This is a genomic window from Caenispirillum salinarum (genome assembly GCF_044803115.1).
GTDB classification, from domain to species: Bacteria; Pseudomonadota; Alphaproteobacteria; order Rhodospirillales; family Rhodospirillaceae; genus Caenispirillum; species Caenispirillum salinarum_A.
On sequence record NZ_CP085224.1, the window covers coordinates 4,673,466 to 4,697,489 of the forward strand.

Consider the following 24,024-nt stretch of genomic DNA (forward strand, 5'->3'; position numbering starts at 1 on the left):
AAGGACGCTCCGCCATGACTGCCATGATCTCCGCCCTTCTGCCGCGCGGCCGCCGCTTTCTGACGGCCGCCGCCGCCCTTGCCGTCGCCGGATTGCTCGCCCTGCCCTCGCCCGCCCGCGCCATCGTCGAGGTGGAGCGTGTCGTCTCTGACCAGGGCATTGAAGCCTGGCTGGCCGAAGACCACACGCTGCCCATCGTCTCGCTGAAGTTTTCCTTCCGGGGCGGCTCGGCGCTGGACCCCGACGACAAGCAGGGGCTCGCCAACATGGTCTCGGGCCTGCTGGACGAGGGTGCGGGCGACATGGACAGCTTCGCCTTCCAGTCCAAGCTGCAGGACCTGGCCATCTCCATCAGCTTCGACGCCGGGCGCGACAGCTTCTCCGGCAGCCTGCGGACCATCACGGAAAACCAGGAGACGGCCTTCGATCTGCTGGAGGCGGCCATCACGGCGCCGCGGTTCGACGAGGAACCGGTGGAGCGTATCCGCAACCAGATCCTCACCAGCCTGCGGTTCGACCAGACCGATCCGAACACCATCGCCAGCCAGCGCTGGTTTGACGAAGCCTTTTCCGACCATCCTTACGCCAAGCGCCCGAAAGGGACGCCAGAGACGGTGAAGGCCATCACCACCGACGACCTGAAGGCGTTCGTCAACACCCGCCTCACCCGCGACCGGCTGGTGATCGGCGTGGCCGGCGCCATCTCGCCGGACGAGTTGAAGCCCGTTCTGGACGAGGTGTTCGGCAGCCTGCCCGGCACCAGCGACCTGCCCGCGGTGCCCGACGTCGACCCGACATTCTCAGGCGAAACCATCTTCGTCGAGATGGACATCCCGCAGACGGTCGCCGTCTTCGGCCATGGCGGAATTCCGCGCGACGACCCGGACTTTTATCCGGCCTATGTGCTGAACTACATCCTGGGCGGCGGCGGCTTCGCATCGCGCCTGATGGAGGAGGTGCGCGAGGAACGCGGGCTGGCGTATTCCGTCTACAGCTACCTCTACCCGCTGGACCACGCGGCGCTGATGATCGGCGGCGTGGCGACGGAGCGGGCGCGTTTCGACACGTCACTGGAGGTCATCCGCGACGAGTGGCGCAAGATGGCGAAGGCCGGCCCCAGCCGCCAGGAACTGACGGACGCCAAGACCTACCTGACCGGCGCCTTTCCGCTGCGCTTCTCCTCCACCGGCGCCATCGCGTCGATCCTGACCGGCATGCAGCTCGACGACCTGCCCATCGACCACCTGGAAACCCGCAACGACAAGGTCGAGGCGGTGACCATGGAAGATGTGCAGCGCGTGGCCGAGCGCCTGCTCAAGCCCGATAACCTGCTGGTGATCGCGGTCGGCGAAGCGGCGGAGACGGCGGAACAGACGAACGGAGATGCGTCCAACTGATCCCCCTGAGGGCCGATGGGACATACGGGGCAGCGGAAAGGTAGCCGGCGCCGTATAACCAGGGCTCTTGAAGGCCTTGGTCTTAATACGCCACCAGTCAATTCTATGCCCTAAGACCAAGTGCATCATTCAGGGTCGGCGCGGTATATTTGTTTCACCGGGCGGCATCGCGCCTATGCGCTGCCGCCCGCAAACATTTATTCCGCAACAGGCGGAGGGGCTGAGCGTTCACCAGGAACGCATTGGGAGTTGGCCGCCATGCCGAGTTTGACCTGGAGCACGGACATGAGCGTCGGCGCCGAGGCGCTGGACGCAGACCACCGGGCACTGCTCGACCTGGTCCGCCGGCTGGACGAGTCCGTTCGCGCCCGCGAACCATTCGAGATCGTCGCCAGCCTGCTCACCGTCGCCACCGAACTGACCGAGGCCCACATCCGCCGCGAGGAGGAAGTGCTGCGCCGCCTGGGCATGGAGGTGGACATCGAACACGCCCACGCGCATCAAGCTTTTCTGACGTGGTCGCGGCGCCTGCGCGACGATTTCATCCGCACCCGCGATGCTGGCCGCGTGCGGTCCGTCATGCCGGTCATCCGCGACTGGTGGCACTTCCATGTGTGCGACCAGGACATGGTGGACCGTCCCCTGTACCTCGCCAATGCCGACCGCATCGAGGCCATCCTGGCCGACTCCAGCCTCGCCGAACCGATCCTGGACAGTGGACCGCTGCACTGGCCCGACGCGCCGGCGCCCGTGGTGGGCCTGCGAGTCGCGGCGGGTCCGTCCTGAAAACCCTTCGGGGGTCACGGAAATATCTCGGAGCGCCGCCTGTTCCGGTGTGATGAAGCCTGATAGCCTTCCCCGTCGTTGGTTGGTCAGCATCCACTGGATCAGGAGGGACATCACCTCATGGCGCGTCTGACAGAGAGCCCGGCCTATCAGGCCCTCGCCGATCATCACGGCCGCATTGCCGACCTGCACCTGCGGGACCTCTTCGCCGACGACCCCGGCCGCTTCGACGCCCTGTCGCGACGGCTTGACGGCATGCTGGTGGATTTCTCCAAGAACCGGGTGACGGGCGAGACGCTTTCCCTGCTGGTCGACCTCGCCCGCGACCGCGGGCTGGAAGCCAGGCGCGACGCCATGTTCGCCGGCGAGGCCATCAACACCACCGAGGGCCGCGCCGTGCTGCACACGGCCTTGCGCAACCGCTCCGGCCGCCCCGTCATGGTGGACGGCGAGGACGTCATGCCCAAGGTCAACGCTGTCCTGGACCGCATGCGCGACTTCACGGGCCGCGTGCGCTCCGGCGACTGGACGGGCGCGACGGGCAAGCGCATCACCGACGTGGTCAACATCGGCATCGGCGGTTCCGACCTCGGGCCGCGCATGGTGGTGGAGGCGCTGAGGCCCTGGGCCCAGGACGGGCCGCGGGTGCGTTTCGTCTCCAATGTCGACGGCAGCGACATCGCCGAGGTGCTGAAGGCCTGCGATCCGCATTCCACCCTGTTCCTGGTGGCGTCCAAGACCTTCACCACGCAGGAGACGCTGACGAACGCCCACACCGCACGCGGGTGGATCGTCCAGGCGCTGGGCGAGGAAGCCGTCGGCGCACACTTCGCCGCCCTGTCCACCAATGCCAAGGCGGTGTCGGCGTTCGGCATCGACACCGACGTGATGTTCGAGTTCTGGGACTGGGTCGGCGGGCGGTATTCCCTGTGGTCGGCCATCGGCCTGCCCATCGCCATGGCCGTCGGCTTCGAGCGTTTCGAGGCGCTGCTGGAGGGCGCCCACGCCATGGACGAACACTTCCGCACGGCGCCGCTGGACCAGAACATCCCGGTGCTGATGGGACTGATCGGCCTGTGGTACGTGGACTTTTTCGGCGCCGACAGCTATGCCGTCCTGCCCTACGACCAGTACATGCACCGCTTCCCGGCGCACCTCCAGCAGCTTGACATGGAAAGCAACGGCAAGCGCGTCGCCCTGGACGGCACGGCCCTGGACATCCAGACCGGCCCGGTCCTGTTCGGCGAGCCGGGCACCAACGGCCAGCACAGCTTCTACCAGTTGATTCACCAGGGCACGCACCTGATCCCGTGCGATTTCATCGCCCCGGCGCGCACCCAGAACCCGCTGGGCGAGCACCACCCCATCCTGCTGTCCAACTTCTTCGCCCAGACCGAGGCCCTGATGCGTGGCAAGACCGAGGCCGAGGTGCGCCGGGAACTGGCCGACAAGGGCATGGGCGAGGACGACATCGCCGCCGCCCTGCCGCACCGCGTCTTCCCCGGAAACCGGCCGTCCACTTCCATCCTGGTGGAGGAGGTCGACCCGCGCACCCTGGGCATGCTGGTGGCGCTGTACGAGCACAAGGTGTTCGTCCAGGGGACCCTGTGGGGTGTGAACAGCTTCGACCAGTGGGGCGTGGAACTGGGCAAGCAGCTGGCCAAGGGCATCCTGCCCGAACTGATGGCCGGCGAGCCGGTGGACGGTCACGACGCCTCGACCAACGGCCTCATCAACGCCTGGCTCGACATGCGCTGACGGCGGCCCTGCACGTTCTGCGCGACGGCATCGGCGGCTACACAACGCTTTGCACCTATGATAGCGTCCCCTGGTTCGGGGTTCGTCACGCGCACGAGCCCCTGCCGAGGGGGGGTTATCCATGAGCAAGACGCGAGGAAACCCGCGGCGGGTCCTGCTGGGGCTGGGCCTGCTGCTGCTCGCCGCAGGCGCGGCGGCCGGCATGCTGCTGGGCGGCGGCGAGACGCCGGCCGTGGTGCAGAAGGCGGAGGACATGCCGCCGCTGGACACCGCTCCGCTGATCCGCCTGCACGTGACCACCGTCGACGGCACGGAAAGCACGCTGACCGGGGCGGACCTGGAAGGCCTCGGCCTGTGGACGACGGACACGCGCACATACTGGCCCGATGACGAAGGCCCCTTCAGCGGCCCGCGCCTGCGCGACGTGCTGGCGGCGACCGGGCTGGACGGGGCAGAGGCCGTGCGCCTGACCGCCGCCGACGATTATTCCATCGTCATCCCCCGCGCCGACTGGCTGGACTGGCCGGTCCTGCTGGCGACGCGCGATTCCGGCAAGGCCATTCCGGTGGAGGACAAGGGCCCGCTGCGCGTGATTTACCCGCGGGACCTGGACCCCGCCCTGGATGAACGGGTCTACGGGCTGCGCTCGGCCTGGATGGTGGAGCGCATCGCGCCGGCCCCGGCCGACGCCGTAACGCGGTGAGGCCCGCATGACGGCGGCTCCGCGGCGCCCCGTGCCGTCCCGCCGCTGGCTGCTGCCGGCGGCGGCGCTGCTGGTGGCGGCGGTGGCCCTCGGCGTCGGGCTCTACGTCTGGACCACCACCGTCAGCATTGAGCGGACACTGGCCCGCGACGCCCACACGCTGGTCCGCCAGAGCGCGACACTTGCCACAGAGACCGCGGACCTCGCCATGAACCTGCGGCGGATGGCCGTCGATCCCGGCCCCGATCCGGCGGAGCTTCTCGGCCGCGCCCGCCGCAGCCGCGCCATGGCCGCGGCCCGGCTGACCGTGGTCGCCAACGGCGCCTCCGCCGTGCCGGGCATGCGGCTGGACGGCCTGGACACCCTGCGCCCGCTGCTCACGGAGGCGGAAACGGCCCTGGCGCCGGCCGCCGCAGCCCGTCCGGCCGCCCTGCTGGACCTCGCCGACCGGCTGGCCGCCCTGCGCCCCGTACTGGTGGAGACTGCGGTACAGGCCGATCAGTTCTCCACCACCATCATCGGCCGCCAGAGCCTGTTCCTGGAGCAGATGCGCAACGCCGTGCTGGCCTTCGCTGTCCTGTCGGGCACGGGCGGGGTCATCATCCTGCTGCTGCTCGACCGCCTGCGGGGCGCCCGCCACCGCGCCGAGGCCGCCGCGGCCGAAGCCGAGGCCGCCGCCAGCGACCTGGAACGCTCCAACGCCGAATTGGCGCAGTTCGCCTACGTCGCCAGCCACGACCTGCGCGAGCCCCTGCGCATGGTGACCAGCTACATGTCCCTGCTCGACCGCCGGTACGGCGGCGACATGGCGCCGGAAGCGCGGGAGTTCATGCACCATGCGTCCGACGGAGCCAAGCGCATGGACCGGCTGGTCCTGGACCTGCTGGAATACTCCCGCGTCGGCCGCCGCGAGGCCGCCGTCGATTCGGTGGACCTGGACAGGGTGCTGGACGCCGCGCTGGAAAACCTGCGGGTGGCGCGGGACGAGGCCGGGGCCGCCATCGAACGGCCCGAACGCCTGCCGTCGGTGGTGGGATCGCCCGGCGACCTGACCCGGCTGTTCCAGAACCTGATCGGCAACGCCCTGAAGTACCGCAGCCCCGACCGCCCGCCGCGCATCGAAATCGGCTGCGACCGCAGGGGCGGCGAAGCGGCGGACGGCCTGCACCTGTGGATTGCCGACAACGGCATCGGCATGGACCCGCGCCACACCGAGCGGGTCTTCGGCCTGTTCCAGCGCCTGCATCCCCGCGGGTCCTACGAGGGCACGGGCATCGGCCTGGCGGTGGTACGCAAGGTGGTGGAGCGCCACGGCGGGCGGGCCTGGATCGACTCGGCACCCGGCGAGGGCACAACCGTGCATGTGGTGCTGGGCACCCGGCAGGCGACGCGGGCGGCATGACCGCAGGGTCGGGGCGGGACGGGACGCCGCGCCCCTGATCCCCGCGGTGGGCCCCCTCAGTCTTCCTTCACCGGCACAGTGTAGTTCAGCGCAAGGCGGCCACCGTCGGCGTAGATGCACTGGCCGGTGACGTAGCTGGAATCCTCGGTCGCCAGGAACACGGCGATGCCGGCGATCTCGTCGGGCTCGCCGATGCGGCCCATGGGGGTGCGGCTCATGATCTTGTTGCGCGCCGCGGGGTCGGAGTTCACCGCCTGCAGCACCTCGGTCATGATGGAACCCGGCCCGATGGCGTTCACCCGGATGCCCTTGTCGGCCAGCGCCAGCGCCATGGTCTTGGTCAGCTGGTTGACGCCGCCCTTGGCGACCACGTACGGCGTGATGGTCGGGATCGCCATCACGGCATTGACCGACGACATGTTGATGATGGTGCCGCCATCACCCTGCGCGGCCATTCGCCTGGCCGCCGCCTGTCCGCAGAGGAACACGCCCTTGAGGTTCACCCGCAGGACGCGGTCGAAATCCTCTTCCGTCAGGTCGAGAAAATCGCAGGCGTGCACGATGCCGGCGTTGGCGACCATGATGTCCAGCCGGCCGTAGGCGTCCACCGCATCGGCCACCAGGCTGTCCACCTGCCGCTTGTCGCCGACGTCGCAGGTGACGAACAGGGCTGTGCCGCCCTCGGCCGTGATGGCGTCGACAGCGGCCTGGCCGCGTTCCTCGTTGATGTCGGCCAGCACCACCTTGGCGCCCTCGGCGGCGTAGCGCCTGGCGCAGGCCAGTCCGATGCCGGCCGACGCGCCGGTGACGATGGCAACCTTGCCGGACAGTCGCATGGCGTTGATACCTCCCTGAAAAGCTTCAGTGTTCCAGCCCGGACGCCCGTCGGACAGGGCCATTACCGGGGTGTGCGATCACCGGTGGCGCGCGGGGCGGAGATCACCAGGACGCGCAGGTCGCCGTCCGAATCGTTGCGGATGGCGTGCGCCTGTTTCGGCGCGACCATGACACCGTCGCCGGGCCGGAGCTGGTGGGTGCGCTCGGCGACGTCCATCACCGCCTCGCCCTCCAGAACATAGAAGAACTGGCGCGAGAAGGTGTGGCTGTGGCGCTGTTCGGCCGTGCCCGGCGGCATGACCTCCTCCACCACCGTCAGGTCCTGGCCTTCCAGCAGGCGCCAGGCCTGGCACTGGCCGTCGTTCCAGTAGTAGGCATCCGCCGTCTCGCGGTTCATGACCATCGGCAGCGGACCGTCGTGCCCCTGTTTACCCGGCATGGCGGGCGGCTCCCGTCTCTTCGGCATGGTCGGCCCCGACGGCATCGGCCACCGTGTTGAAGCCGTCGCGTTTCAGGCACTCCGCCAGCTCCGCCTTGATGGCGGGAACAAGCGGCGGCCCGCCGTAGATGAACGCCGTGTAGAGCTGAACCAGCGACGCGCCGGCGCGAATCTTGGCATAGGCATCACGGCCCGAGGCCACACCGCCCACGCCCACCAGCGGAATGCGCCCGGCCGTCGCCGTGTACATGCGGCCCAGCAGCGCCGTCGACGGCTCGAACAGGGGCCGGCCCGACAGCCCGCCCGTTTCCGCCTTGTGGCCGGAGCGCAGCGACTCGGGCCGGGCGATGGTTGTGTTGGAGACGATCAGGCCGTCGATGGCCTCGGCCGTCACCACGGCGGCAATGTCCGATTCGTCCTCGGGCGTAAGATCGGGGGCGATCTTCAGCAGCAGCGGCGGCGCGTTCTCCGCCGGCATGGCGGCACGGGCGCGGCGGATCAGGTCGATCAGCGGCTCGCGCCCCTGAAGCGCCCGCAGGCCCGGCGTGTTGGGGCTGGAGACGTTGAGCGTCAGGAAGTCCGCCAGCGGCGCCAGCGTGCCAATCAGCCGGGCGTAGTCCTCGGCGGGGTCGTCGGTTTCCTTGTTGCGGCCCAGGTTGACGCCGACGATGGCCGGACCGCCGGCGCGCCTGCGGGCGGCGAGGCGCCCGGCGACCGCCTCCATGCCGTCGCTGTTCAGGCCGAAACGGTTGATGACGGCGCCGTCCTCCTCCAGCCGGAAGACGCGCGGGCGCGGGTTCCCGGGCTGGGGCCGGGGCGTTACGCCGCCCACCTCCACGAAGCCGAAACCCAGCCGCGCCAGCGCGTCGGGGCATTCCGCGTGCTTGTCGAATCCGGCCGCAAGTCCGAGGGGGTTGGCGAAATCGCGCCCCCACACGCGCGTGCGCAAAGCGGGCGGATCGGCGTGGGGAACGCCCGGCACGAGACCGCGCGCGAGCGCCGCGACGGCCAGGCGATGGGCGGTTTCCGGGTCCATGCGCCGCACCAGCGGCCAGGCGAGACTGTAGAGGTTCAGCATGGCCGCGACGTTAGCTCAAAGCCGGTCGCCTGACCAGCGCCCGCGCTGCGCGTACACGACGGATGGAGCCGTTGCACCGACACAAGGCCGGTCCGGTCGAAAGTTTCCTTTGTCTCCCTCCGGCGAAAGATGTCATAACACTTTTGGGGCGAAGGGGCTGATGCGTGGTTTGATCGAGAGGGGGCGACGAGGAAATGCCGCTTCTGGCATGGCGCGAGGCGTTGAGTGTCGGGGATCCCCGCATTGACGAGGATCACAAGAAGCTCATCAGCTTTGTGAACGAATTGAACGACGCCATCGAGGGCCGCAAGAGCGACCGCGTCGTCGGCAAGATCATTCTCGAGCTGGTGCAATACACAAAGGACCACTTCACGCGGGAAGAAGCCTGCATGAAGGGCGCCGACTACCCGGACTACGAACGCCACAAGCAGATCCACCAGGCGCTGACGGCGCAGGTCCTGCTGATGGCGGAAAAGTACGTCCGCACGCCCACCGACGAGGTGAAGAAGGAACTCATCGATTTCCTGGCGGCCTGGCTGGTGGAGCACATCATCAAGGAAGACCGCAAGCTGGGCTCCTACCTGCAGGGCAAGCGCGTCTGGGTGTGAGCGGGATGCAAGCCGATGCACCGCGCCAGCGGATCAGGGCGGGACGCCCCCGAGGCCGTTCCTGAGGCGAAACCCTCCAGGCCCAAGGCCGCTTTCCGCCACTTATCCCACAACTTATCCACAGGGCGGGAATGCCGCAAAGCCTTGGGATTCCTGCATCCCTGCAAGCATAGCCGAAGTCGCGCGCGTGATCTCCACAAGCGACACCAAGAACCCTGGCTGTTTCATGGCACCGTAAGCCCCCCCTGGAAAATCCGGGGATTTGCGGCAACGCAGCGCTATACAAGACGGGGTAATTGATACGCCCTTGGAGGCGACGCAGGACCGAAAGGGTCCTGGCTGGCGGCGCTACCTCCGGCCGGTGAAACGCGCCCGCGGTGAAAGACGCCCGAGGCGCCTCGTCAAACGCAAAACGCACGCCCGCCCGCGTCTCCCTTCAAGACACGGACAAGCGTGCGTTTCCGAACGGCCCCCGCGCCCGCGCCACGCCGGAAGGCGGCGCGCAGGCGGCGGATGATCGTCAGTCGGCGTCGCCGGCGGGGGCGGTGGTCAGGTACATGACGACGCACAGCAGCGTGAACGTCATGAACAGGCCGAAGTAGGTGATGGCGGTCGCGACACCGGGCATCTGGAAGTTGCTGCCGATGTGGATCGCCAGGTAGACCAGAAGGCCAACGAGACCGATGAGCACGATGCCGAGCGTCTTGCCGGTAACGGACATGAGTACAACCCCTCTTATAACCGCGAACCGCGGTGACGATCGGTCTCCCCCTCCGACGGAAGAAACCCCAAAAACATCGCGTATTATGCCAGCATCCTCCGGCCTGTCCAGGGCCCGACGGCATGTGCGTGTTTATGTCGGGGCGGGCGAGTCGGTTATGCCGCGTCGTCGCCTGTCGACGGTGCCCCGGCCGGGGCGGAGGTCTCCGCATCCCCGTCATCGCCGTCATCGCCGTCATCGCCGCCAGGGGGTGTGGGCGAGTGGCGGCTGACCGGTCCCCGCGGCGGCCAGGCGGGGCGCGTCGCCACCTCGCGTCCGCCGCAGCCCGAGCACACCACGTGCGCCGCCACCGCCGGCACGGGCGTCGCCGGCCCCATCTGGGCGGCCAGCACGCGCACGGGCAGCACGGCATGATGGCTGCAGCGGTTGCACCAGCAGAAGACGTCGATGCCGAACTGCACCAGGTTCCACAGCGTCATCGGGCCGCCCTCCCCGCCCGGCGGCGGCGGTGGAGGCGCGGCGGAGGACGGAGGCGGCGGCGCTTCATGCGGGTTGTAGCGGCGCGGCTTGCGCGGGCGCGATCCTTCCGTCACCTCGGCGGCGGGGGGAAAGGCATCGGATGCGCGCGACGACGGGGGCGCCGCGGCGGGCGCGGCGTCAGGGCGGCGGCGGGACATGGCGGCATGCTCCGGCGGATTGGGTGGCTGTCTGAATGAGAACATATACGGAACACAACGCCCTCGGCAACGGGATTCCGAATCAGGGGAAACGGCGGGCGGGCCATCCATTGCGCTCGCGCATTGTCAGCCGGCGGCGGGGCGGGCATGATGCCCCCTCGCCCCGATCGGGCATCCCCTTGCACAGAGATTTCAGGACCCATGACCGGACGACTTCAGGACCGCATCTGCCTCATCACCGGCGCCTCGCGCGGGATCGGACGGGCCGTCGCCCTGCGCTTCGCCGACGAGGGCGCAACCGTTATCGCGCTCGCCAAGACCCAGGGCGCGCTGGAGGAACTGGACGACGAGATCAAGGCCCGCACCGGCCGCAACGCCGTCCTGGTCGCCGAGGACCTGACCGACTACGACAAGATCGACCAGGTGGGCGCGGCGTTGTTCCAGCGCTACGGCCGCCTGGACGCGCTGGTGGGCAACGCCGGCGTTCTGGGAATGCTGGCCCCCGTCGGCCACATCGGCATCAAGGAATGGCAGTCCTGCATGGACGTGAACGTCACCGCCAACTGGCGGCTGATCCGCGCCATGGACCCGCTTCTGCGCCAGTCAGACTCGGGGCGCGCGCTGTTCGTGACCTCCGGAGTCGCGGGTGCCGACGGCCGCCCCTACTGGGGTGCCTACGCCGCGTCGAAGGCCGCCCTGGAATGCCTGGTGAAGACCTACGCCCACGAGGTGGAGAACACGACCGCCATCAAGGCCAACATCCTGGACCCCGGCCGCATCCGCACCCGCATGCGCGCCACCGCCTACCCCGGCGAAAACCCCGAGTCCCTGCCGCCGCCGGAAGCCATCACCGGCACCTTCGTGGACATGGCCTCGCCGGAGTGGACGGAGACCGCCCAGGTGGTGAAGGCGAAGATCGAGGGCTGGGAGAAGCCGGCGGGCTGATGGCCACCGCCGGCGCGCGCTCGCCTCCGGGGAGGTCTGCCGATTCCCTTGCAGCCCCAAGGCGCAGCACTCAGTCCGCCTTCTCGGCCGCCTCTTTCCCGCCAATGGTCTTGATGGCGCCGCGGGCCAGCGCGTCGGCGCGTTCGTTCTCCGGGTGGCCGGCGTGGCCCTTCACCCAGTGCCACTCCACCGTGTGACGGCGCGCCGCCGCCTCAAGTTCCTGCCAGAGTTCGGCGTTCTTGACGGGCTTCTTGCCGGCGGTCTTCCAGCCGTTCTTCTTCCAGCCGAAAATCCACTTGGTGATGCCGTCCATCACGTACTTGCTGTCGGTGTAGATATCCACCGTGCAGGGCCGCGTCAGCGCGTTCAGGCCCTGGATGACGGCCATCATCTCCATGCGATTGTTGGTGGTCTGGGCCTCGCCGCCCGACAGTTCCTTCTCCGCCCCCTTGAAGCGCAGGATGGCCCCCCAGCCGCCGGGGCCGGGATTGCCCGAGCATGCGCCGTCGGTGAACAGTTCCACCGTCTTGCTGCCGTTGTCCTCGCTCATGCCACGTCCGCCGGGTCGAGGCCGTAGGCCGCCGCGCTGTCCACCTGCTGGTGGAAGACCAGCTTGTGCAGGTACTCGCCGGGGTCCTTGCGCTTGACCATCGCCCCTTCGGGGGTGTTCACCCAGTCATAGAGGCGCGTGAGCAGGAACCGCATGGACGCCCCGCGGCACAGGACCGGCAGCGCCTCCAGCTCCGCCTTGCTGACGGGGCGCAGGCGGCTGTATGCCAGCAGCAGGTTGCGCGCCTTGGTGATGTTGAACTGCCCGTCGGGCTCGAAGCACCAGGCGTTCAGGCAGATGGCGATGTCGTAGGCAAACGCATCGGTGCAGGCGAAGTAGAAATCAATCAGGCCCGAGCATTTCTCGCCCAGGAAGAACACGTTGTCGGGAAACAGGTCGGCGTGGATGACGCCGGTCGGAAGGTCGCTGGGCCAGCGCGCCTCCAGCACGTCCAGTTCCCGCGCGACGGTCTCCCGCAGACCGGGGCGCACCGAGTCGGCGGCGTCGGCGCAGCGCTCGAACAGCGGCCGCCAGCCATCCACCGACAGGTCGTTGCGGCGGCTCATGGGAAAGTCGGCACCGGCGATGTGCAGTTCCGCCATGGCCTTGCCGAGTTCGGCGGTGTGATGCGGCAGGATGCGCTTGGGCCACATGCCGCGCAGGAAGCTGGTGATGGCGGCGGGCCGCCCGCACAACTCCCGCAGCGCCCGGCCGTCGCGACCGTGGATGGGCGTCGGGCACTTGACGCCGCGCGCGGCCAGGTGGTCCAGCAGGTTCAGGAAGAACGGCAGGTCGTCCGGGTTCACCCGCTTTTCATAAAGCGTGAGGATGTAGGGTCCGGTTTCGGTCTGCAGCAGGTAGTTGGAATTCTCGACGCCTTCCGCGATGCCCTTGCAGCTTTCCACCGTGCCGATGTCGTACTCGGCCACGAAGGCTTCCAGGTCCTCGTCGGACACGTCGGTGTAAACGGCCATGCCTGCCCCGTTCTTATCGATCCTGTTTCACTCGGCGCCCGTTCTAGCGCGCCGGGCGCCGATCGTCACGCACTCAGCGCGCGGGGCAGCTTGAAGGTGATGGTTTCCTCGGCGATGGTCGCGTCCTCCACCGTCACCGTGTAGCGCTGGCGGGCGGCGTCGACCACCTCTTCCACCAGCACTTCCGGCGCGCTGGCCCCGGCGGTGATGCCCAGGCGCTTGACGCCGGTCAGGGTGGACCAGTCGATGTCGGCGGCGCGCTGCACCAGAACCGCGCGGTCGCAGCCGGCGTCCTTCGCGGTCTCCACCAGCCGGCGGGAGTTGCTGGAGTTGGGCGCCCCGAGCACCAAAAGCGCATCCACGCCCGCCGCCATCTTCCGCACCGCCGCCTGGCGGTTGGTGGTGGCGTAGCAGATGTCTTCCTTGCGCGGCCCCTGGATGGCGGGGAAGCGTTCGCGCAGGGCCTCCACGATGCCGGCGGTTTCCTCAACCGACAGGGTGGTCTGGGTGACGAAGGCCAGGTTCTCCGGGTCCTCGACGGCCAGCGACTCCACCTGCTCGCGCGTCTCCACCAGGATCATGCGGCCCTCGGGCACCTGGCCCATGGTGCCGATGACCTCGGGGTGGTTGGCGTGGCCGATGAGGATGATCTGGCGACCGGCCGCGTGATGACGCTCCGCCTGGGTGTGGACCTTGCTGACCAGCGGGCAGGTGGCGTCCAGGAACTCCAGCCCCCGGCGCCCGGCCTCGTCCGGCACGCGCTTGGGCACGCCGTGGGCGGAGAAGATGACCGGCGCATCATCGGGCACCTGGTCCAGTTCCTCCACGAACACCGCGCCCTTGTCCCGCAGGCCGTCGACGACGAACCGGTTGTGGACGATCTCGTGCCGCACGTAGACGGGGGCGCCGTATTTCGCCAGCGCCCGCTCCACGATCTGGATCGCGCGGTCGACGCCGGCGCAGAAGCCGCGCGGTCCGGCAAGCACGAGGGTCAGCGGGGGCAGGAACTTCAGCGTTTCAGTCATGAAGCAGAGTATCCGGCTGGAATCCGGCGGAGATGCGGCGGCGTCTTGAGGTCGGCGCGGGGCGCCCTCAGGTGAGGAGGACGGCCGCCCCATGCAATACCAGATCGCCCGGCGGCCCGGAAAGGGAAACCGCACCCGACCTCACACACAGGACCATGCCCATGCCCCAGGACCCCGCCGCCGAGCCCCTCGTCACCCAGCCCGAGCCCTTCGCCGTGGAGGTCGAAGCCGGCCAGAAACTGTTCTGGTGCGCCTGCGGCCGGACGAAGAACGGCGCCTTCTGCGACGGGTCGCACAAGGGCACCGGCCTGAAACCCGTGGTGGAGGTTGCCGAGGAGGCGGGGACCAAGTATCTCTGTGGCTGCAAGCGGACCACCACGCCGCCCTGGTGCGACGGCAGCCATGCCCGGCTGTAGATGCGCGCGACGGGCGGTGTTCCGGCGGATCCGCACCCCAGCGCCTGAGACCCTGCCACGCCTGTTCGGGACCCCGCCATGCCCTTTTCCGTCATTGCCCGCGCCGCCGACTCCGCCCCTGCCCGCCGCTTCGGCCGTCTGGCGCTCGTGTTGGGAGGCGTGGCGGCACTGGGGGCCTGCTCTTCCCTGGGGCTGGACCTGGACGACGAACCGCCGCCGCCGTGCCCGACCGTGCGCATAGACCGCGACACGGCACAGTTGGTCCAGTACGCCGGCCAGGGCCGCGACATCACCGACATGACCTACGCCATCGAGATCCAGGGCTACGGCGGCGCCTGCGAGTACGAGGACGACGAGGTCATCGTGCAGATCGTGCCGCAGTTCCTTGTGGAGCGCGGTCCGGCCGCACCCGAGGGCACGGCGCCGGGCACGTTCTCGTACTTCGTGGCGATCCCGAGCTATTATCCGAACCCGGCGGGCAAGCAGGTTTTCCCCCTGCGGTTCGCGTTCGCCGATCCGGTGACGCCGGTGATGGCGGTGCGCGACGACCCCATCACCCTGACCCTCCCCCGCGATCCGGGTGAGAGCCTGGCGGACGAGGACATCTACATCGGCCTGCAACTGACGCCGGAACAACTCCAGCGCAACCGCGAGCGCGCGGCGGCGGGGGCGCGCTGACAGCACCGCACAACCGCCGCCGTTGACGTATCCGGCCGATCCTCTAAACTACGCCCATCCCGATCCGCCGCGCGGGAGAGACCGGCCGCTCCGTCAGGGGAAGGCCGGCGCCGAAGGAGCAACCGCCCCCGGAAACTCTCAGGCACCAGGGACCGCGCGGGTCAGGGGGATGCTCTGGAAAGCGGGGTCGTGCGTTGCTCCTCAAGGTGACGCCCGATCCTCACCGACGAAGTAAGCCCGGCCCGGCCCCGCGATAAGCAGGTCCGCGCCCGGTGAATCTTTCAGGTCTCGGGACAGAGGGGGGCATCACTGTCGCGGCCCATCCCGCCGCGGCCGATGCCCTGTCTGTCGGAGGCCGCATGTCGGAACCCAACGCCGAACCGCTCAAATTTACGCCGCTTGACGCCCTGCACCGCGAACTGGGCGCCAAGATGGTGCCGTTTGCCGGCTATGCCATGCCCGTGCAGTACCCCATGGGCGTGCTGAAGGAACACCTGCACACGCGGCAAGCGGCCGGGCTGTTCGACGTCAGCCACATGGGCCAGTGCCGCATCCACGGCGAGAACCGGGCGGAAGCGCTGGAAGGGCTGGTCACCGGCGACATCCAGGGGCTCAAGACCGGCCGCCAGCGCTACACCCTGTTCACCAACGACGAGGGCGGCATCCTTGATGACCTGATGGTCTCAAACGCCGGCGATCACCTTTACCTGGTGGTCAACGCCGCCGTGAAGGACGCCGACTTTGCCCGCCTGAAGGCCCACCTGGAGCCGCGCGGCTGTGAACTGGAGATCCTGGACGACCGCGCGCTCATCGCCCTGCAGGGGCCGGCGGCGGCCAAGGTGATGGAGCATCTGGCCCCGCCGTCGACCGCCATGACGTTCATGACCGCCGGGCCGCTGGAGGTGAACGGCGTGCCCTGCTTCGTCACGCGGTCGGGCTACACCGGCGAGGACGGCTTCGAGATTTCCGTGCCCGCCGACCAGGCCGAGCACCTGGCGCGCCACCTGCTGGAACAGGCGGACGTGGAGCCCATCGGCCTCGGTGCCCGCGATTCGCTGCGGCTGGAGGCGGGGTTGTGCCTCTACGGCTCGGACATCGACACCACCACGACGCCGGTGGAGGCCGCGCTGACCTGGGCCATCTCCAAGCGCCGGCGCGAGGAGGGCGGTTTTCCGGGCGCGGACGTCATCCTCAAGCAGCGCGAGGAGGGTCCGGCGCGTAAGCGGGTGGGCATCAGGCCCGCCGGCCGGGCGCCGGCGCGGGCGCACACCGAAATCCAGGACACGGCCGGCCGGACGGTCGGCGAGATCACCTCGGGCGGCTTCGGACCCTCGGTCAACGGGCCGGTCGCCATGGGATACGTGGAGACGGCACTGGCCGAGCCCGGCACGCCGCTCCAGCTCATCGTGCGGGGCAAGGCCATGCCGGCGGACGTCGCGGCGCTGCCCTTCGTCAAGCAGAACTACCATAGGGGATAGGCTTCATGACCATGTGGTTTACCAAGGATCACGAGTGGGTCCGCGTCGAGGACGACAACACCGCCACCGTCGGCATCTCCCACTACGCGCAGGAGCAGCTGGGCGACGTGGTCTTCGTGGAACTGCCGGAAGTCGGCCGCTCGTTGGCCAAGGGCGAGGAAGCCGCCGTTGTGGAATCGGTGAAGGCCGCAAGCGAGGTCTACAGCCCGGTCGCGGGCGAGGTTGTCGCCTTCAACCGCGACCTGCCCGACGCCCCCGGCACGGTCAACACCTCGCCGGAGAACGAGGGCTGGTTCTACCAGTTGAAGCTGGATGGCGACCCCGACACCAGCGACCTGATGGACCAGGCCGCCTACGACGACTTCGTGGCGTCTTTGTAAAGCGTTGAGCGTGGTGCGGAGATAGCCACCAAGACACTAAGTACACCAAGAGGATGTGCCGGCTGAGCCGTCGTGCATCAACGGGTTACGGATGATGATTGCGGCGAAGCCGCCTTAAGGCCTGGCGCACCGCGAAGGGCGCTGATCCGCGTTATCCCGGTCTCTTGGTGTTCTTTGTGTCTTTGTGGCCTCGCTGCACCACAGCCAGCCTCTTACGCACACGCACGTCCGGCACAACGCGAAGGACTTGAGACCCTCATGCGATACCTTCCCCTCACCGACGATGACCGGAAGGCGATGCTCGGCGCCATCGGCGTCGCCAGCGTCGACGACCTGTTCCGCGACGTGCCGGACTCGGCCCGCGGCGGGGAGCCGACGGACCTGCCCGACCACGCCAGCGAAATGGCGGTGGAGCGCACCCTCTCGGCCATGGCGCGCAAGAACGTCACCGGCCAGGACGCCGCCAGCTTCCTGGGCTGCGGCGCCTATCGTCACCACGTGCCGGCCAGCCTGGACTACATCATCCAGCGCGGCGAATTCCTGACGGCCTACACGCCCTACCAGCCGGAAATCGCGCAGGGCACCCTGCAATACCTGTACGAGTTCCAGACGCAGGTCTCCATGATGACCGGCCTGCCGGTCGCCAACGCCTCCATGTACGATGGCGCGACGGCCTGCGCGGAAGCCTGCGCCATGGCGATCCGCGTCACCAAGCGCGACAAGGTCCTGCTGTCGGGCGGGTTGCATCCGCACTACACGGCGACGACGGAAACCTTCCTCAAGCACACCTCGGCGCAAGTTGAGGCGCTCGGCCCCAACCCGCTGGCGGTGGAGGACCTGATCGGCCGCGTGGACAGCCGCACCGCCTGCGTCGTCGTCCAGAACCCCGACTTCTTCGGCCATCTGAAGGATCTGACCACGCTCGCGGAGGCCTGCCACGAGGTCGGCGCCCTGCTGGTGGTGGCGGTTGCCGAGCCCCTGTCGCTGGGCCTCGTCACCCCGCCGGGCGACATGGGCGCCGACATCGTGGTGGCGGAAGGGCAGAGCCTGGCGACGCCCACCAACTTCGGCGGCCCCGGCGTCGGCCTGTTCGCCACGCGCGAAAAGTTCATGCGCCAGATGCCCGGCCGGCTGTGCGGCGAGACGGTGGACGAGGACGGCCGGCGCGGCTTCGTCCTCACGCTCTCGACCCGCGAGCAGCACATCCGCCGCGAAAAGGCGACGTCCAACATCTGCACCAACTCCGGCCTCATCGCGCTGGCCTTCACGGTGCACATGACCCTGCTGGGCGAGGCCGGCTTCACGGGGCTGGCCGAGGTCAACCATGCCACCGCCGTGCGCCTGGCCGAAAAGCTGGAGCAGGTGAAGGGCGTGAAGGTGATCCCCTCGGCCTTCTTCAACGAGTTCGCCGTGCGCCTGCCCAAGGACGCGACCGAGGTCGTCGACGCGCTGGCCGACAAGGGCATCCTGTCGGGCGTGCCGGCGGCGCGCTTCTGGCCGGAATACGAGGAACTGGCGGAGGTGATGATGGTCGCCGCCACCGAACTGAACGACGAGGCCGCCATCGACGCCTATGTCGCCGCGCTGAAGGAGGTGCTGTGATGCCCGAAGGCATGAACCCCATGGACGCCATGCAGGGCGCCAACAGCCCGACCGTCACCGGCAACAAGGGCCTCCAGGTCGAGGAACCGCTCATCTTCGAGATGGACAGCCCCGGCAAGTCCGCCGTTGACCTGCCCCCCGCGCCGGAAACCGCCGGCGGCGATCGCCTGGGCGGGCTCAAGCGCAAAAGCCGCGTCGGCCTGCCCGGCCTGTCGGAGCCGGAGGTGGTGCGCCACTACACGCGCCTGTCGCAGAAGAACTACGGCATCGACACCGGCTTCTTCCCGCTCGGCTCGTGCACCATGAAGCACAACCCGCGCCTGAACGAAAAGCTCGCCCGCCTGCCCGGTTTCTCCGACGTCCATCCCTTCCAGCCGACCAAGACCGTGCAGGGCGCGCTGGAACTGATCGACACGCTGGCCGACTGGCTCAAGCGCATGACCGGGATGCCCGCCGTCGCCATGAGCCCCGCCGCAGGCGCCCATGGCGAGCTGTGCGGCATGCTGGCGATCCGCGCGGCCCTGGAAGCCCGCGGCGATGCGCGCTCGGTGGTGCTGGTGCCCGAAAGCGCGCACGGCACCAACCCGGCCACGGCGGCGGCCGTCGGCTACAAGGTGCGCTCCATCCCCGCCAATGACGCCGGCCGGGTGGACGTGGACGCCCTGAAGGAAGCCCTGGGGCCGGACGTCGCGGCCTTCATGATCACCAATCCCAACACCTGCGGCCTGTTCGAGCGCGACATGGTGGAGATCAGCGCCGCCTGTCACGACGCCGGGGCGCTGGTCTACATGGACGGCGCCAACTACAACGCCATCATGGGGCGGGTGAAGATCGCCGACCTGGGCGTCGACGCCATGCACATCAACCTGCACAAGACGTTCTCCACCCCCCACGGCGGCGGCGGTCCGGGCTCCGGCCCGACGGTGCTGTCCGATGCGCTGGCGCCCTTCGCTCCGCTGCCCTTCGTCGTCAAGCAGGGCGAAGGTTGGCATCTGGTGGAGCACGAGGCCGATCCCGCCTGCAGCGCCGCCGGCATGAAGCCCTTCGGCCGCATGAAGGGCTACCACGGCCAGTTCGGCGTGTTCGTCCGCGCGCTGTCCTACATGATGAGCATGGGCGGCGACGGTCTGCGGCAGGCCAGCGACGACGCGGTGCTCAACGCCAACTACCTGATGGCGAAGCTGTCGGACGTCCTCACGCCGTCCTTCGAGGGGCCGACCATGCACGAGGCCCTGTTCGACGACCGCTTCCTGAAGGACACCGGAGTCTCGACGCTCGATTTCTCCAAGGCGCTCATCGACGAGGGCTTCCACCCCATGACCATGTACTTCCCGCTGGTCGTACACGGGGCGCTGCTGATGGAGCCGACGGAAACCGAAAGCCGCCAGACGCTGGACGTCTTCATCACCGCCGTGCGCGCGCTGGCCGAGAAAGCCAAGGGAGGTCAGGCGAAGGAGTACTTCGCCGCCGCCCCGCACCTGACGCCGCGCCGCCGCCTGGACGAAACCCGCGCCGCCCGCAAGCCGGTTCTGCGCTGGACCGCGCCGGAGGAGACGGTGGACGCCTGACTCCCGCAGCGGGTTTTTCGGGCCGGACTTGCAGGGGCCGCGGGAGAATCCTCCCGCGGCCCTTTTTTTCTGCCTCGCCACCCACCATTCCAGAAAGGTTACACCCTGGTTGCGTTCCGCGCCTGTCATATCGCCTTATGATGTAACGACTAGGCCTTTTTCATTGCTATGCGTCGCGTTCCCCGGCACCATTGCCGTTAAGAAAACACAGCAACCAACTGGGGCAAACGGGGCATGATCGCGGGGGACCGGGCAGCGGCGCGCAAGACGCCGGGCAGGGCCGCGCGGAGGGGGACACGGGGTCGCCGCGCGCGCGGCCGCAGCGTCTTCCTCGCGGCCGCCCTCTACGCAGTCGGAGCGGCCGGTCCGGCGCTGGCGGATATGGCGCCGTCCAGCCTTCCCGCAACCGGCGGTGAACCGCTGGTTGCCGTTCCGGCCGCGGCGCCGGCGGACCCCGGGCTGGTGGCCCTGGGCCGGACGCTGTTCTTCGACACACGCCTGTCGGCCGACGAAACCGCCTCGTGCGCGACCTGCCACGACCCGCGCCTGGGCGGCAGCGACGGCCGGTCGGTCGCCGCGGGAGCGGACGGCGTGCCGCGCCTGTTCAACACACCGACCCTGTTCAACGCAGGCTTCGCTGCCCGCTTCGGCTGGCGCGGCGACCAATCCACGCTGGAGGACGCGGTGGCCGACGCCGTTCCGGCCGAACTGGGCGGAGAATGGTCGGCGGTGATCGACCGCCTGTCCGCCGACGCAGACATGACGGCCGCCTTCCCCGACGGCGTCAGCAAGGGGCGCATAAAGCGCGCCCTGGCCGCCTACGTGCGGGTCCTGACCACACCCGACGCCCCTTTCGACCGCTGGCTGGCCGGGGAGTCCGACGCGCTGACCCACAGCCAGAAGCGCGGCTACGCCCTGTTCAAGACCTACGGATGCGCCGGCTGCCACCAGGGCCGTGCGGCGGGCGGCACCATGTTCCAGCCGATCGGGCTGTTCAAGCCGTTCTTCCCCCGCCACGGCACCAACCCGCGGGCCGATCTTGGCCGCTATGCCGTGACGGGGCGCGAGGCCGACCGCCACAGCTTCAAGGTCCCCACCCTGCGCAACGTGGCGCAGACGGCGCCCTATCTGCACGACGGATCGGTGGCGACGCTGTCGGGCGCCGTTCGCGTGATGGCCTACTACCAGGTCGGCCGCAGCCTGACGGAGCGCGAGGTGGCGGACATCGTCGCCTTCCTTGAAAGCATGACCGCGCCCGTGCCGCCACTGGCCCTGCCACCGGGAGAGGCGCCCTCATGACCCGGGAACGGCTGGCCGCGCAGATCATCGGCGCGCTGCTGGTGGCGGCGCTGACATTCTTCTTCATGCAGAGCCGTGTCGACCACGCGCTGCCGCGTCAGGTGGCGGGCGAGGTTCAGGCCCTGACGCAGCGCGACGCCATGCTCAACCGCGACCTGGTTCTGGCGCGCTACGGCCACCTGCCGCACGTCGACCCGCTGGTGGAGCACATGCACGACCTGCGCGCCCATGCTGAGGTTCTAGGCAGCCTGGCCCTCGACCTGCCTGCCGGGCCGCGCCTCAGAGCACAGACAGCCATTGCCGACCTGGATGCGCACGTCGCCGAAAAGGCCGCACACCTGGAGCTGTTCAAGTCCGACAACGCGGTGCTGCACAGTTCCACCGCCTTCTTTCCCAAGGCCGTGCAGGACGTGCTGACCGAACTGGACGACGGCGCGCTGCCGGCGCAGCGCCGGCTGGAGGCGGAGCGCGCCGCCGGCACGCTTTTGCGCGCCGTGCTGCACGACACCCGTCCCGGCGGCACCAGCCTGGCCGATGCATCGGCCGTGGCGACGGACCAGTTGCGGGCGGCCACCGCCGACGGAAGTCAGCTCCTGCGGCAGGCGGTCGAGCGGCTGACGGCGCACCTGGACCTGATCGCCCATGCCCAGGCGACGCTCGACCAGCACCTGGAAGCCGCCACCGCGACGCCGGTGTCGCGGACCGCCCGCGAAATCGACACGGTGACGGCCGCCGCCTTCGCGTCGGAAACCAGCCGCGCCGGGCTGTTCCGGGCACTGCTGTTCGGCACGGCGGTCCTTCTGGTCGCCTACCTGGCGGTCATCATGGCGCGGCTGCGGGTCAAGGCGCAGGCGCTCAAGCGGGCCATCGTCGAACTGCGGCAGGAGATGGTCAGCCGCGCCCGGGCGGAAGATCAGCTCAAGGTCACGGAAAAGGTGTTCGAGAACGCCGTAGAAGGCGTCCTGGTGTGTGATGCCGCGGGGCTGGTGGTTTCGGTCAATCCGGCGTTCACCGCCATCACGGGCGTCGAGCCGGGCGCCGCCCTGGGGCTGCACTGGGGCCAACTGACCCGCGACAGCCGGGCCGACACCGACTTCCCCTCCATCGCCCGCATCGCCCGCGAGACCGGCCAGTGGCAGGGGGAGGTCTGGAACACCCGTCCCGACGGACGCGACTACGCGCTGATGATGACGGTCACCGCCATCCCCGACTGGGAAGGGCGCCCCCGGAATTTCGTCGCCGTCTTCCATGACATCACCGATGCCAAGGCCAGCGCCGAGGAACTGCACTTCCGCACCTACCACGACCCGCTCACGGGGCTGGCCAACCGCGCCATGGTCAAGAACCGCCTGGGGCTCGCCTGTCAGCTCCGCGGCGGCGACGAGAAAGTGGCGCTGGCGCTGCTGGACCTGGACAACTTCCGAACCATCAACGACAGCCTGGGCCACACCGTCGGCGACGCCCTGCTGAAAGAGGTGGGCGCCCGCCTGGCGGACGTGGTGGACGTGGAGGCGCACACCATTGGCCGCTTGGGCGGCGACGAATACGCGCTGGTGCTGCGCGGCCTGACCGATGTAGGCGAGTGCGTCAACGTGCTGCGGCAGGTGTTCCAGACGCTGGCGCAGCCGCTGGACCTCCAGGGGCATGAACTGTTCACCACTGCCTCGGTGGGCGTCGCGGTGCATCCCGGCGACGGTCACGACGCCGAGACGCTCTTCAAGAATGCCGACGTGGCGCTCAACCGCGCCAAAGAGGCAGGGCGCAACAACTTCCAGTTCTACACGCAGGACATGGAGGCCGGCGTGTTCCGCCGCCTGACCATGGAGGCCAACCTGCGCCGGGCGCTCAAGCGTGACGAGTTCCTGCTGGTCTACCAGCCCAAAATCTGCACGCGCACCGGCCGGATCGTGGGCGTGGAGGCGCTGGTGCGCTGGGCGCCGCCGGGCAAGCCGCTGGTTTCGCCGGCGGAGTTCATTCCGGTGGCCGAACAGACGGGCCTCATCGTGCCGCTGGGGCGCTGGATTCTGCGCGAGGCCTGCGCCTTCGCCCAGGAATGCCGGGCGGCGGGGCGCCCCGACCTGACGGTGGCCGTCAACCTGTCGGCGCGCCAGTTCCACGAGCGCGCCCTTCTGTCCGACGTCGCCGCCGCCCTGACCGAGAGCGGCCTGCCGCCGGCCAACCTGGAACTGGAGATCACCGAGAGCATGGTGATGTCGGAAGCCGAGGAGGCCATCGAGACCCTGCGCCGCCTCAAGGCCATGGGCCTGAGCATTTCCGTGGACGATTTCGGCACGGGCTATTCGTCGCTCAGCTATCTGAAGCGGTTCCCGCTGGATGCGCTGAAAATCGACCAGGGCTTCGTGCGTGACCTGACCACGGACGCCGAGGACCGATCCATCGTCGCCGCCATCATCTCGCTGGCCCGCTCCCTGGGCCTGCAGGTGGTGGCCGAGGGCGTGGAAACGGCCGACCACCTGGACCACCTGGCCGCCGGCGGCTGCGATCTGGTGCAAGGCTACCTGATCAGCCGCCCCCTGCCGGCGGACGAAGCCGGCGCCTTCCTGCGCCACCACGCCGACGGCTGGGACCCGGAGGCGTCTCTGGGCGTTGGATCAGGCGGGTCCAGGCGGGACGCGACGGCCCTGGCCTGAGGCGGGCCTTGCTGCGAGAGCAGGGTTGCGATCGTCCGCGTCTTCGGCTAGG

The 24,024-nt window shown here is 69.0% G+C and carries 23 protein-coding genes and 1 riboswitch; of the genes, 15 read left to right on the forward strand and 8 right to left on the reverse strand.

Annotated elements, in window-relative coordinates; translation table 11 throughout:
• Window positions 1–14 precede the first annotated feature (14 nt).
• The 5 genes from LG334_RS21650 to LG334_RS21670 all read left to right on the forward strand — a co-directional run bounded on the left by LG334_RS21650 (window position 15) and on the right by LG334_RS21670 (window position 6,046).
• Window positions 15–1,397 (forward strand): M16 family metallopeptidase, encoded by a 1,383-nt coding sequence (locus LG334_RS21650; protein ID WP_404381408.1) that lies wholly within the window; start codon window positions 15–17, stop codon window positions 1,395–1,397.
• A gap of 258 nt (window positions 1,398–1,655) precedes the next feature.
• Window positions 1,656–2,183 carry a bacteriohemerythrin gene (locus LG334_RS21655; RefSeq protein ID WP_404381410.1) on the forward strand — a complete coding sequence of 176 codons (528 nt, stop codon included), beginning with the start codon at window positions 1,656–1,658 and terminating at the stop codon, window positions 2,181–2,183.
• Between the two features lie 120 nt (window positions 2,184–2,303).
• Window positions 2,304–3,941, forward strand: a complete 1,638-nt coding sequence (gene pgi, locus LG334_RS21660; RefSeq protein WP_404381412.1) for a glucose-6-phosphate isomerase — start codon at window positions 2,304–2,306, stop codon at window positions 3,939–3,941.
• A 121-nt stretch (window positions 3,942–4,062) separates the two neighbouring features.
• The gene (locus LG334_RS21665; protein WP_404381414.1) at window positions 4,063–4,644 is read left to right on the forward strand and encodes a molybdopterin-dependent oxidoreductase; all 582 of its coding nucleotides are present in this window, start codon (window positions 4,063–4,065) and stop codon (window positions 4,642–4,644) included.
• A gap of 7 nt (window positions 4,645–4,651) precedes the next feature.
• Complete coding sequence (locus LG334_RS21670; RefSeq protein WP_404381416.1) at window positions 4,652–6,046, forward strand: ATP-binding protein; 1,395 nt, start codon at window positions 4,652–4,654, stop codon at window positions 6,044–6,046.
• 56 nt (window positions 6,047–6,102) lie between these two features.
• Here LG334_RS21670 and LG334_RS21675 read toward each other — a convergent pair whose 3' ends face one another.
• From LG334_RS21675 to LG334_RS21685, 3 genes are all read right to left on the reverse strand, one after another.
• Window positions 6,103–6,882: an SDR family NAD(P)-dependent oxidoreductase gene (locus LG334_RS21675; RefSeq protein WP_404381418.1), complete on the reverse strand. Its 780-nt coding sequence runs from the start codon at window positions 6,880–6,882 to the stop codon at window positions 6,103–6,105.
• Between the two features lie 62 nt (window positions 6,883–6,944).
• Entirely contained in the window at window positions 6,945–7,322 is a 378-nt protein-coding gene (locus tag LG334_RS21680) for a cupin domain-containing protein (protein ID WP_404381422.1), read from the reverse strand.
• The gene (locus LG334_RS21685) at window positions 7,312–8,400 is read right to left on the reverse strand and encodes a quinone-dependent dihydroorotate dehydrogenase (RefSeq protein WP_404381424.1); all 1,089 of its coding nucleotides are present in this window, start codon (window positions 8,398–8,400) and stop codon (window positions 7,312–7,314) included. Before LG334_RS21685 ends, LG334_RS21680 begins: the two co-directional genes overlap by 11 nt.
• A 194-nt stretch (window positions 8,401–8,594) precedes the next feature.
• Between LG334_RS21685 and LG334_RS21690 the strand changes: the two genes are divergently transcribed.
• Window positions 8,595–9,008, forward strand: coding sequence for a bacteriohemerythrin (locus LG334_RS21690; RefSeq protein ID WP_009538803.1), 414 nt, complete (start codon window positions 8,595–8,597; stop codon window positions 9,006–9,008).
• Window positions 9,009–9,528: 520 nt separating this feature from the next.
• Here LG334_RS21690 and LG334_RS21695 read toward each other — a convergent pair.
• Together LG334_RS21695 and LG334_RS21700 are read right to left on the reverse strand one after the other, a co-directional pair.
• On the reverse strand, window positions 9,529–9,729 hold the full coding sequence (locus LG334_RS21695; RefSeq protein WP_009538802.1) for a hypothetical protein: 201 nt from the start codon (window positions 9,727–9,729) through the stop codon (window positions 9,529–9,531).
• Window positions 9,730–9,884: 155 nt separating this feature from the next.
• A complete protein-coding gene (locus LG334_RS21700; RefSeq protein WP_404381427.1) occupies window positions 9,885–10,406 on the reverse strand; it encodes a hypothetical protein in 522 nt (173 codons plus the stop codon).
• A 201-nt stretch (window positions 10,407–10,607) separates the two neighbouring features.
• On the opposite strand from LG334_RS21700, the gene LG334_RS21705 reads away from it, so the two are divergent.
• The gene (locus LG334_RS21705; protein WP_404381429.1) at window positions 10,608–11,351 is read left to right on the forward strand and encodes an SDR family NAD(P)-dependent oxidoreductase; all 744 of its coding nucleotides are present in this window, start codon (window positions 10,608–10,610) and stop codon (window positions 11,349–11,351) included.
• A 70-nt stretch (window positions 11,352–11,421) separates the two neighbouring features.
• Here LG334_RS21705 and rnhA read toward each other — a convergent pair whose 3' ends face one another.
• The 3 genes from rnhA to ispH all read right to left on the reverse strand — a co-directional run bounded on the left by rnhA (window position 11,422) and on the right by ispH (window position 13,900).
• The gene (rnhA, locus tag LG334_RS21710) at window positions 11,422–11,901 is read right to left on the reverse strand and encodes a ribonuclease HI (protein WP_404381431.1); all 480 of its coding nucleotides are present in this window, start codon (window positions 11,899–11,901) and stop codon (window positions 11,422–11,424) included.
• A complete protein-coding gene (locus LG334_RS21715) occupies window positions 11,898–12,875 on the reverse strand; it encodes a homoserine kinase (protein ID WP_404381432.1) in 978 nt (325 codons plus the stop codon). Before LG334_RS21715 ends, rnhA begins: the two co-directional genes overlap by 4 nt.
• Before the next feature lie 65 nt (window positions 12,876–12,940).
• Window positions 12,941–13,900 carry a 4-hydroxy-3-methylbut-2-enyl diphosphate reductase gene (gene ispH / locus LG334_RS21720; protein ID WP_404381433.1) on the reverse strand — a complete coding sequence of 320 codons (960 nt, stop codon included), beginning with the start codon at window positions 13,898–13,900 and terminating at the stop codon, window positions 12,941–12,943.
• A gap of 161 nt (window positions 13,901–14,061) precedes the next feature.
• Here ispH and LG334_RS21725 point away from each other — a divergent pair, with 161 nt between their 5' ends.
• The 8 genes from LG334_RS21725 to LG334_RS21760 all read left to right on the forward strand — a co-directional run bounded on the left by LG334_RS21725 (window position 14,062) and on the right by LG334_RS21760 (window position 23,972).
• Window positions 14,062–14,316 carry a CDGSH iron-sulfur domain-containing protein gene (locus LG334_RS21725; protein WP_404381435.1) on the forward strand — a complete coding sequence of 85 codons (255 nt, stop codon included), beginning with the start codon at window positions 14,062–14,064 and terminating at the stop codon, window positions 14,314–14,316.
• Between the two features lie 78 nt (window positions 14,317–14,394).
• Window positions 14,395–14,994 carry a hypothetical protein gene (locus tag LG334_RS21730; RefSeq protein ID WP_404381437.1) on the forward strand — a complete coding sequence of 200 codons (600 nt, stop codon included), beginning with the start codon at window positions 14,395–14,397 and terminating at the stop codon, window positions 14,992–14,994.
• Window positions 14,995–15,056: 62 nt separating this feature from the next.
• Window positions 15,057–15,159, forward strand: a riboswitch (glycine riboswitch).
• 194 nt (window positions 15,160–15,353) lie between these two features.
• The gene (gene gcvT / locus LG334_RS21735; protein WP_404381439.1) at window positions 15,354–16,472 is read left to right on the forward strand and encodes a glycine cleavage system aminomethyltransferase GcvT; all 1,119 of its coding nucleotides are present in this window, start codon (window positions 15,354–15,356) and stop codon (window positions 16,470–16,472) included.
• Between the two features lie 5 nt (window positions 16,473–16,477).
• Window positions 16,478–16,852 carry a glycine cleavage system protein GcvH gene (gene gcvH, locus LG334_RS21740; protein WP_404381441.1) on the forward strand — a complete coding sequence of 125 codons (375 nt, stop codon included), beginning with the start codon at window positions 16,478–16,480 and terminating at the stop codon, window positions 16,850–16,852.
• A 258-nt stretch (window positions 16,853–17,110) separates the two neighbouring features.
• Window positions 17,111–18,454 (forward strand): aminomethyl-transferring glycine dehydrogenase subunit GcvPA, encoded by a 1,344-nt coding sequence (gene gcvPA / locus LG334_RS21745; RefSeq protein WP_404381443.1) that lies wholly within the window; start codon window positions 17,111–17,113, stop codon window positions 18,452–18,454.
• Window positions 18,454–20,022, forward strand: a complete 1,569-nt coding sequence (gcvPB, locus tag LG334_RS21750) for an aminomethyl-transferring glycine dehydrogenase subunit GcvPB (RefSeq protein WP_404381445.1) — start codon at window positions 18,454–18,456, stop codon at window positions 20,020–20,022. Before gcvPA ends, gcvPB begins: the two co-directional genes overlap by 1 nt.
• A 381-nt stretch (window positions 20,023–20,403) precedes the next feature.
• Window positions 20,404–21,321 carry a cytochrome-c peroxidase gene (locus LG334_RS21755; protein ID WP_404381447.1) on the forward strand — a complete coding sequence of 306 codons (918 nt, stop codon included), beginning with the start codon at window positions 20,404–20,406 and terminating at the stop codon, window positions 21,319–21,321.
• The gene (locus LG334_RS21760; protein WP_404381449.1) at window positions 21,318–23,972 is read left to right on the forward strand and encodes an EAL domain-containing protein; all 2,655 of its coding nucleotides are present in this window, start codon (window positions 21,318–21,320) and stop codon (window positions 23,970–23,972) included. The genes LG334_RS21755 and LG334_RS21760 overlap by 4 nt, the downstream gene beginning before the upstream one ends.
• Window positions 23,973–24,024: the final 52 nt, after the last annotated feature.

Bases quoted from the DNA above. Each gene is read 5' to 3' on its own strand.
- LG334_RS21650 (WP_404381408.1), top strand. From the start codon at position 15: ATGACTGCCATGATCTCCGCCCTTCTGCCGCGCGGCCGCCGCTTTCTG.
- LG334_RS21655 (WP_404381410.1), top strand. From the start codon at position 1,656: ATGCCGAGTTTGACCTGGAGCACGGACATGAGCGTCGGCGCCGAGGCG.
- pgi (WP_404381412.1), top strand. From the start codon at position 2,304: ATGGCGCGTCTGACAGAGAGCCCGGCCTATCAGGCCCTCGCCGATCAT.
- LG334_RS21665 (WP_404381414.1), top strand. From the start codon at position 4,063: ATGAGCAAGACGCGAGGAAACCCGCGGCGGGTCCTGCTGGGGCTGGGC.
- LG334_RS21670 (WP_404381416.1), top strand. From the start codon at position 4,652: ATGACGGCGGCTCCGCGGCGCCCCGTGCCGTCCCGCCGCTGGCTGCTG.
- LG334_RS21675 (WP_404381418.1), bottom strand. From the start codon at position 6,882: ATGCGACTGTCCGGCAAGGTTGCCATCGTCACCGGCGCGTCGGCCGGC.
- LG334_RS21680 (WP_404381422.1), bottom strand. From the start codon at position 7,322: ATGCCGGGTAAACAGGGGCACGACGGTCCGCTGCCGATGGTCATGAAC.
- LG334_RS21685 (WP_404381424.1), bottom strand. From the start codon at position 8,400: ATGCTGAACCTCTACAGTCTCGCCTGGCCGCTGGTGCGGCGCATGGAC.
- LG334_RS21690 (WP_009538803.1), top strand. From the start codon at position 8,595: ATGCCGCTTCTGGCATGGCGCGAGGCGTTGAGTGTCGGGGATCCCCGC.
- LG334_RS21695 (WP_009538802.1), bottom strand. From the start codon at position 9,729: ATGTCCGTTACCGGCAAGACGCTCGGCATCGTGCTCATCGGTCTCGTT.
- LG334_RS21700 (WP_404381427.1), bottom strand. From the start codon at position 10,406: ATGTCCCGCCGCCGCCCTGACGCCGCGCCCGCCGCGGCGCCCCCGTCG.
- LG334_RS21705 (WP_404381429.1), top strand. From the start codon at position 10,608: ATGACCGGACGACTTCAGGACCGCATCTGCCTCATCACCGGCGCCTCG.
- rnhA (WP_404381431.1), bottom strand. From the start codon at position 11,901: ATGAGCGAGGACAACGGCAGCAAGACGGTGGAACTGTTCACCGACGGC.
- LG334_RS21715 (WP_404381432.1), bottom strand. From the start codon at position 12,875: ATGGCCGTTTACACCGACGTGTCCGACGAGGACCTGGAAGCCTTCGTG.
- ispH (WP_404381433.1), bottom strand. From the start codon at position 13,900: ATGACTGAAACGCTGAAGTTCCTGCCCCCGCTGACCCTCGTGCTTGCC.
- LG334_RS21725 (WP_404381435.1), top strand. From the start codon at position 14,062: ATGCCCCAGGACCCCGCCGCCGAGCCCCTCGTCACCCAGCCCGAGCCC.
- LG334_RS21730 (WP_404381437.1), top strand. From the start codon at position 14,395: ATGCCCTTTTCCGTCATTGCCCGCGCCGCCGACTCCGCCCCTGCCCGC.
- gcvT (WP_404381439.1), top strand. From the start codon at position 15,354: ATGTCGGAACCCAACGCCGAACCGCTCAAATTTACGCCGCTTGACGCC.
- gcvH (WP_404381441.1), top strand. From the start codon at position 16,478: ATGACCATGTGGTTTACCAAGGATCACGAGTGGGTCCGCGTCGAGGAC.
- gcvPA (WP_404381443.1), top strand. From the start codon at position 17,111: ATGCGATACCTTCCCCTCACCGACGATGACCGGAAGGCGATGCTCGGC.
- gcvPB (WP_404381445.1), top strand. From the start codon at position 18,454: ATGCCCGAAGGCATGAACCCCATGGACGCCATGCAGGGCGCCAACAGC.
- LG334_RS21755 (WP_404381447.1), top strand. From the start codon at position 20,404: ATGGCGCCGTCCAGCCTTCCCGCAACCGGCGGTGAACCGCTGGTTGCC.
- LG334_RS21760 (WP_404381449.1), top strand. From the start codon at position 21,318: ATGACCCGGGAACGGCTGGCCGCGCAGATCATCGGCGCGCTGCTGGTG.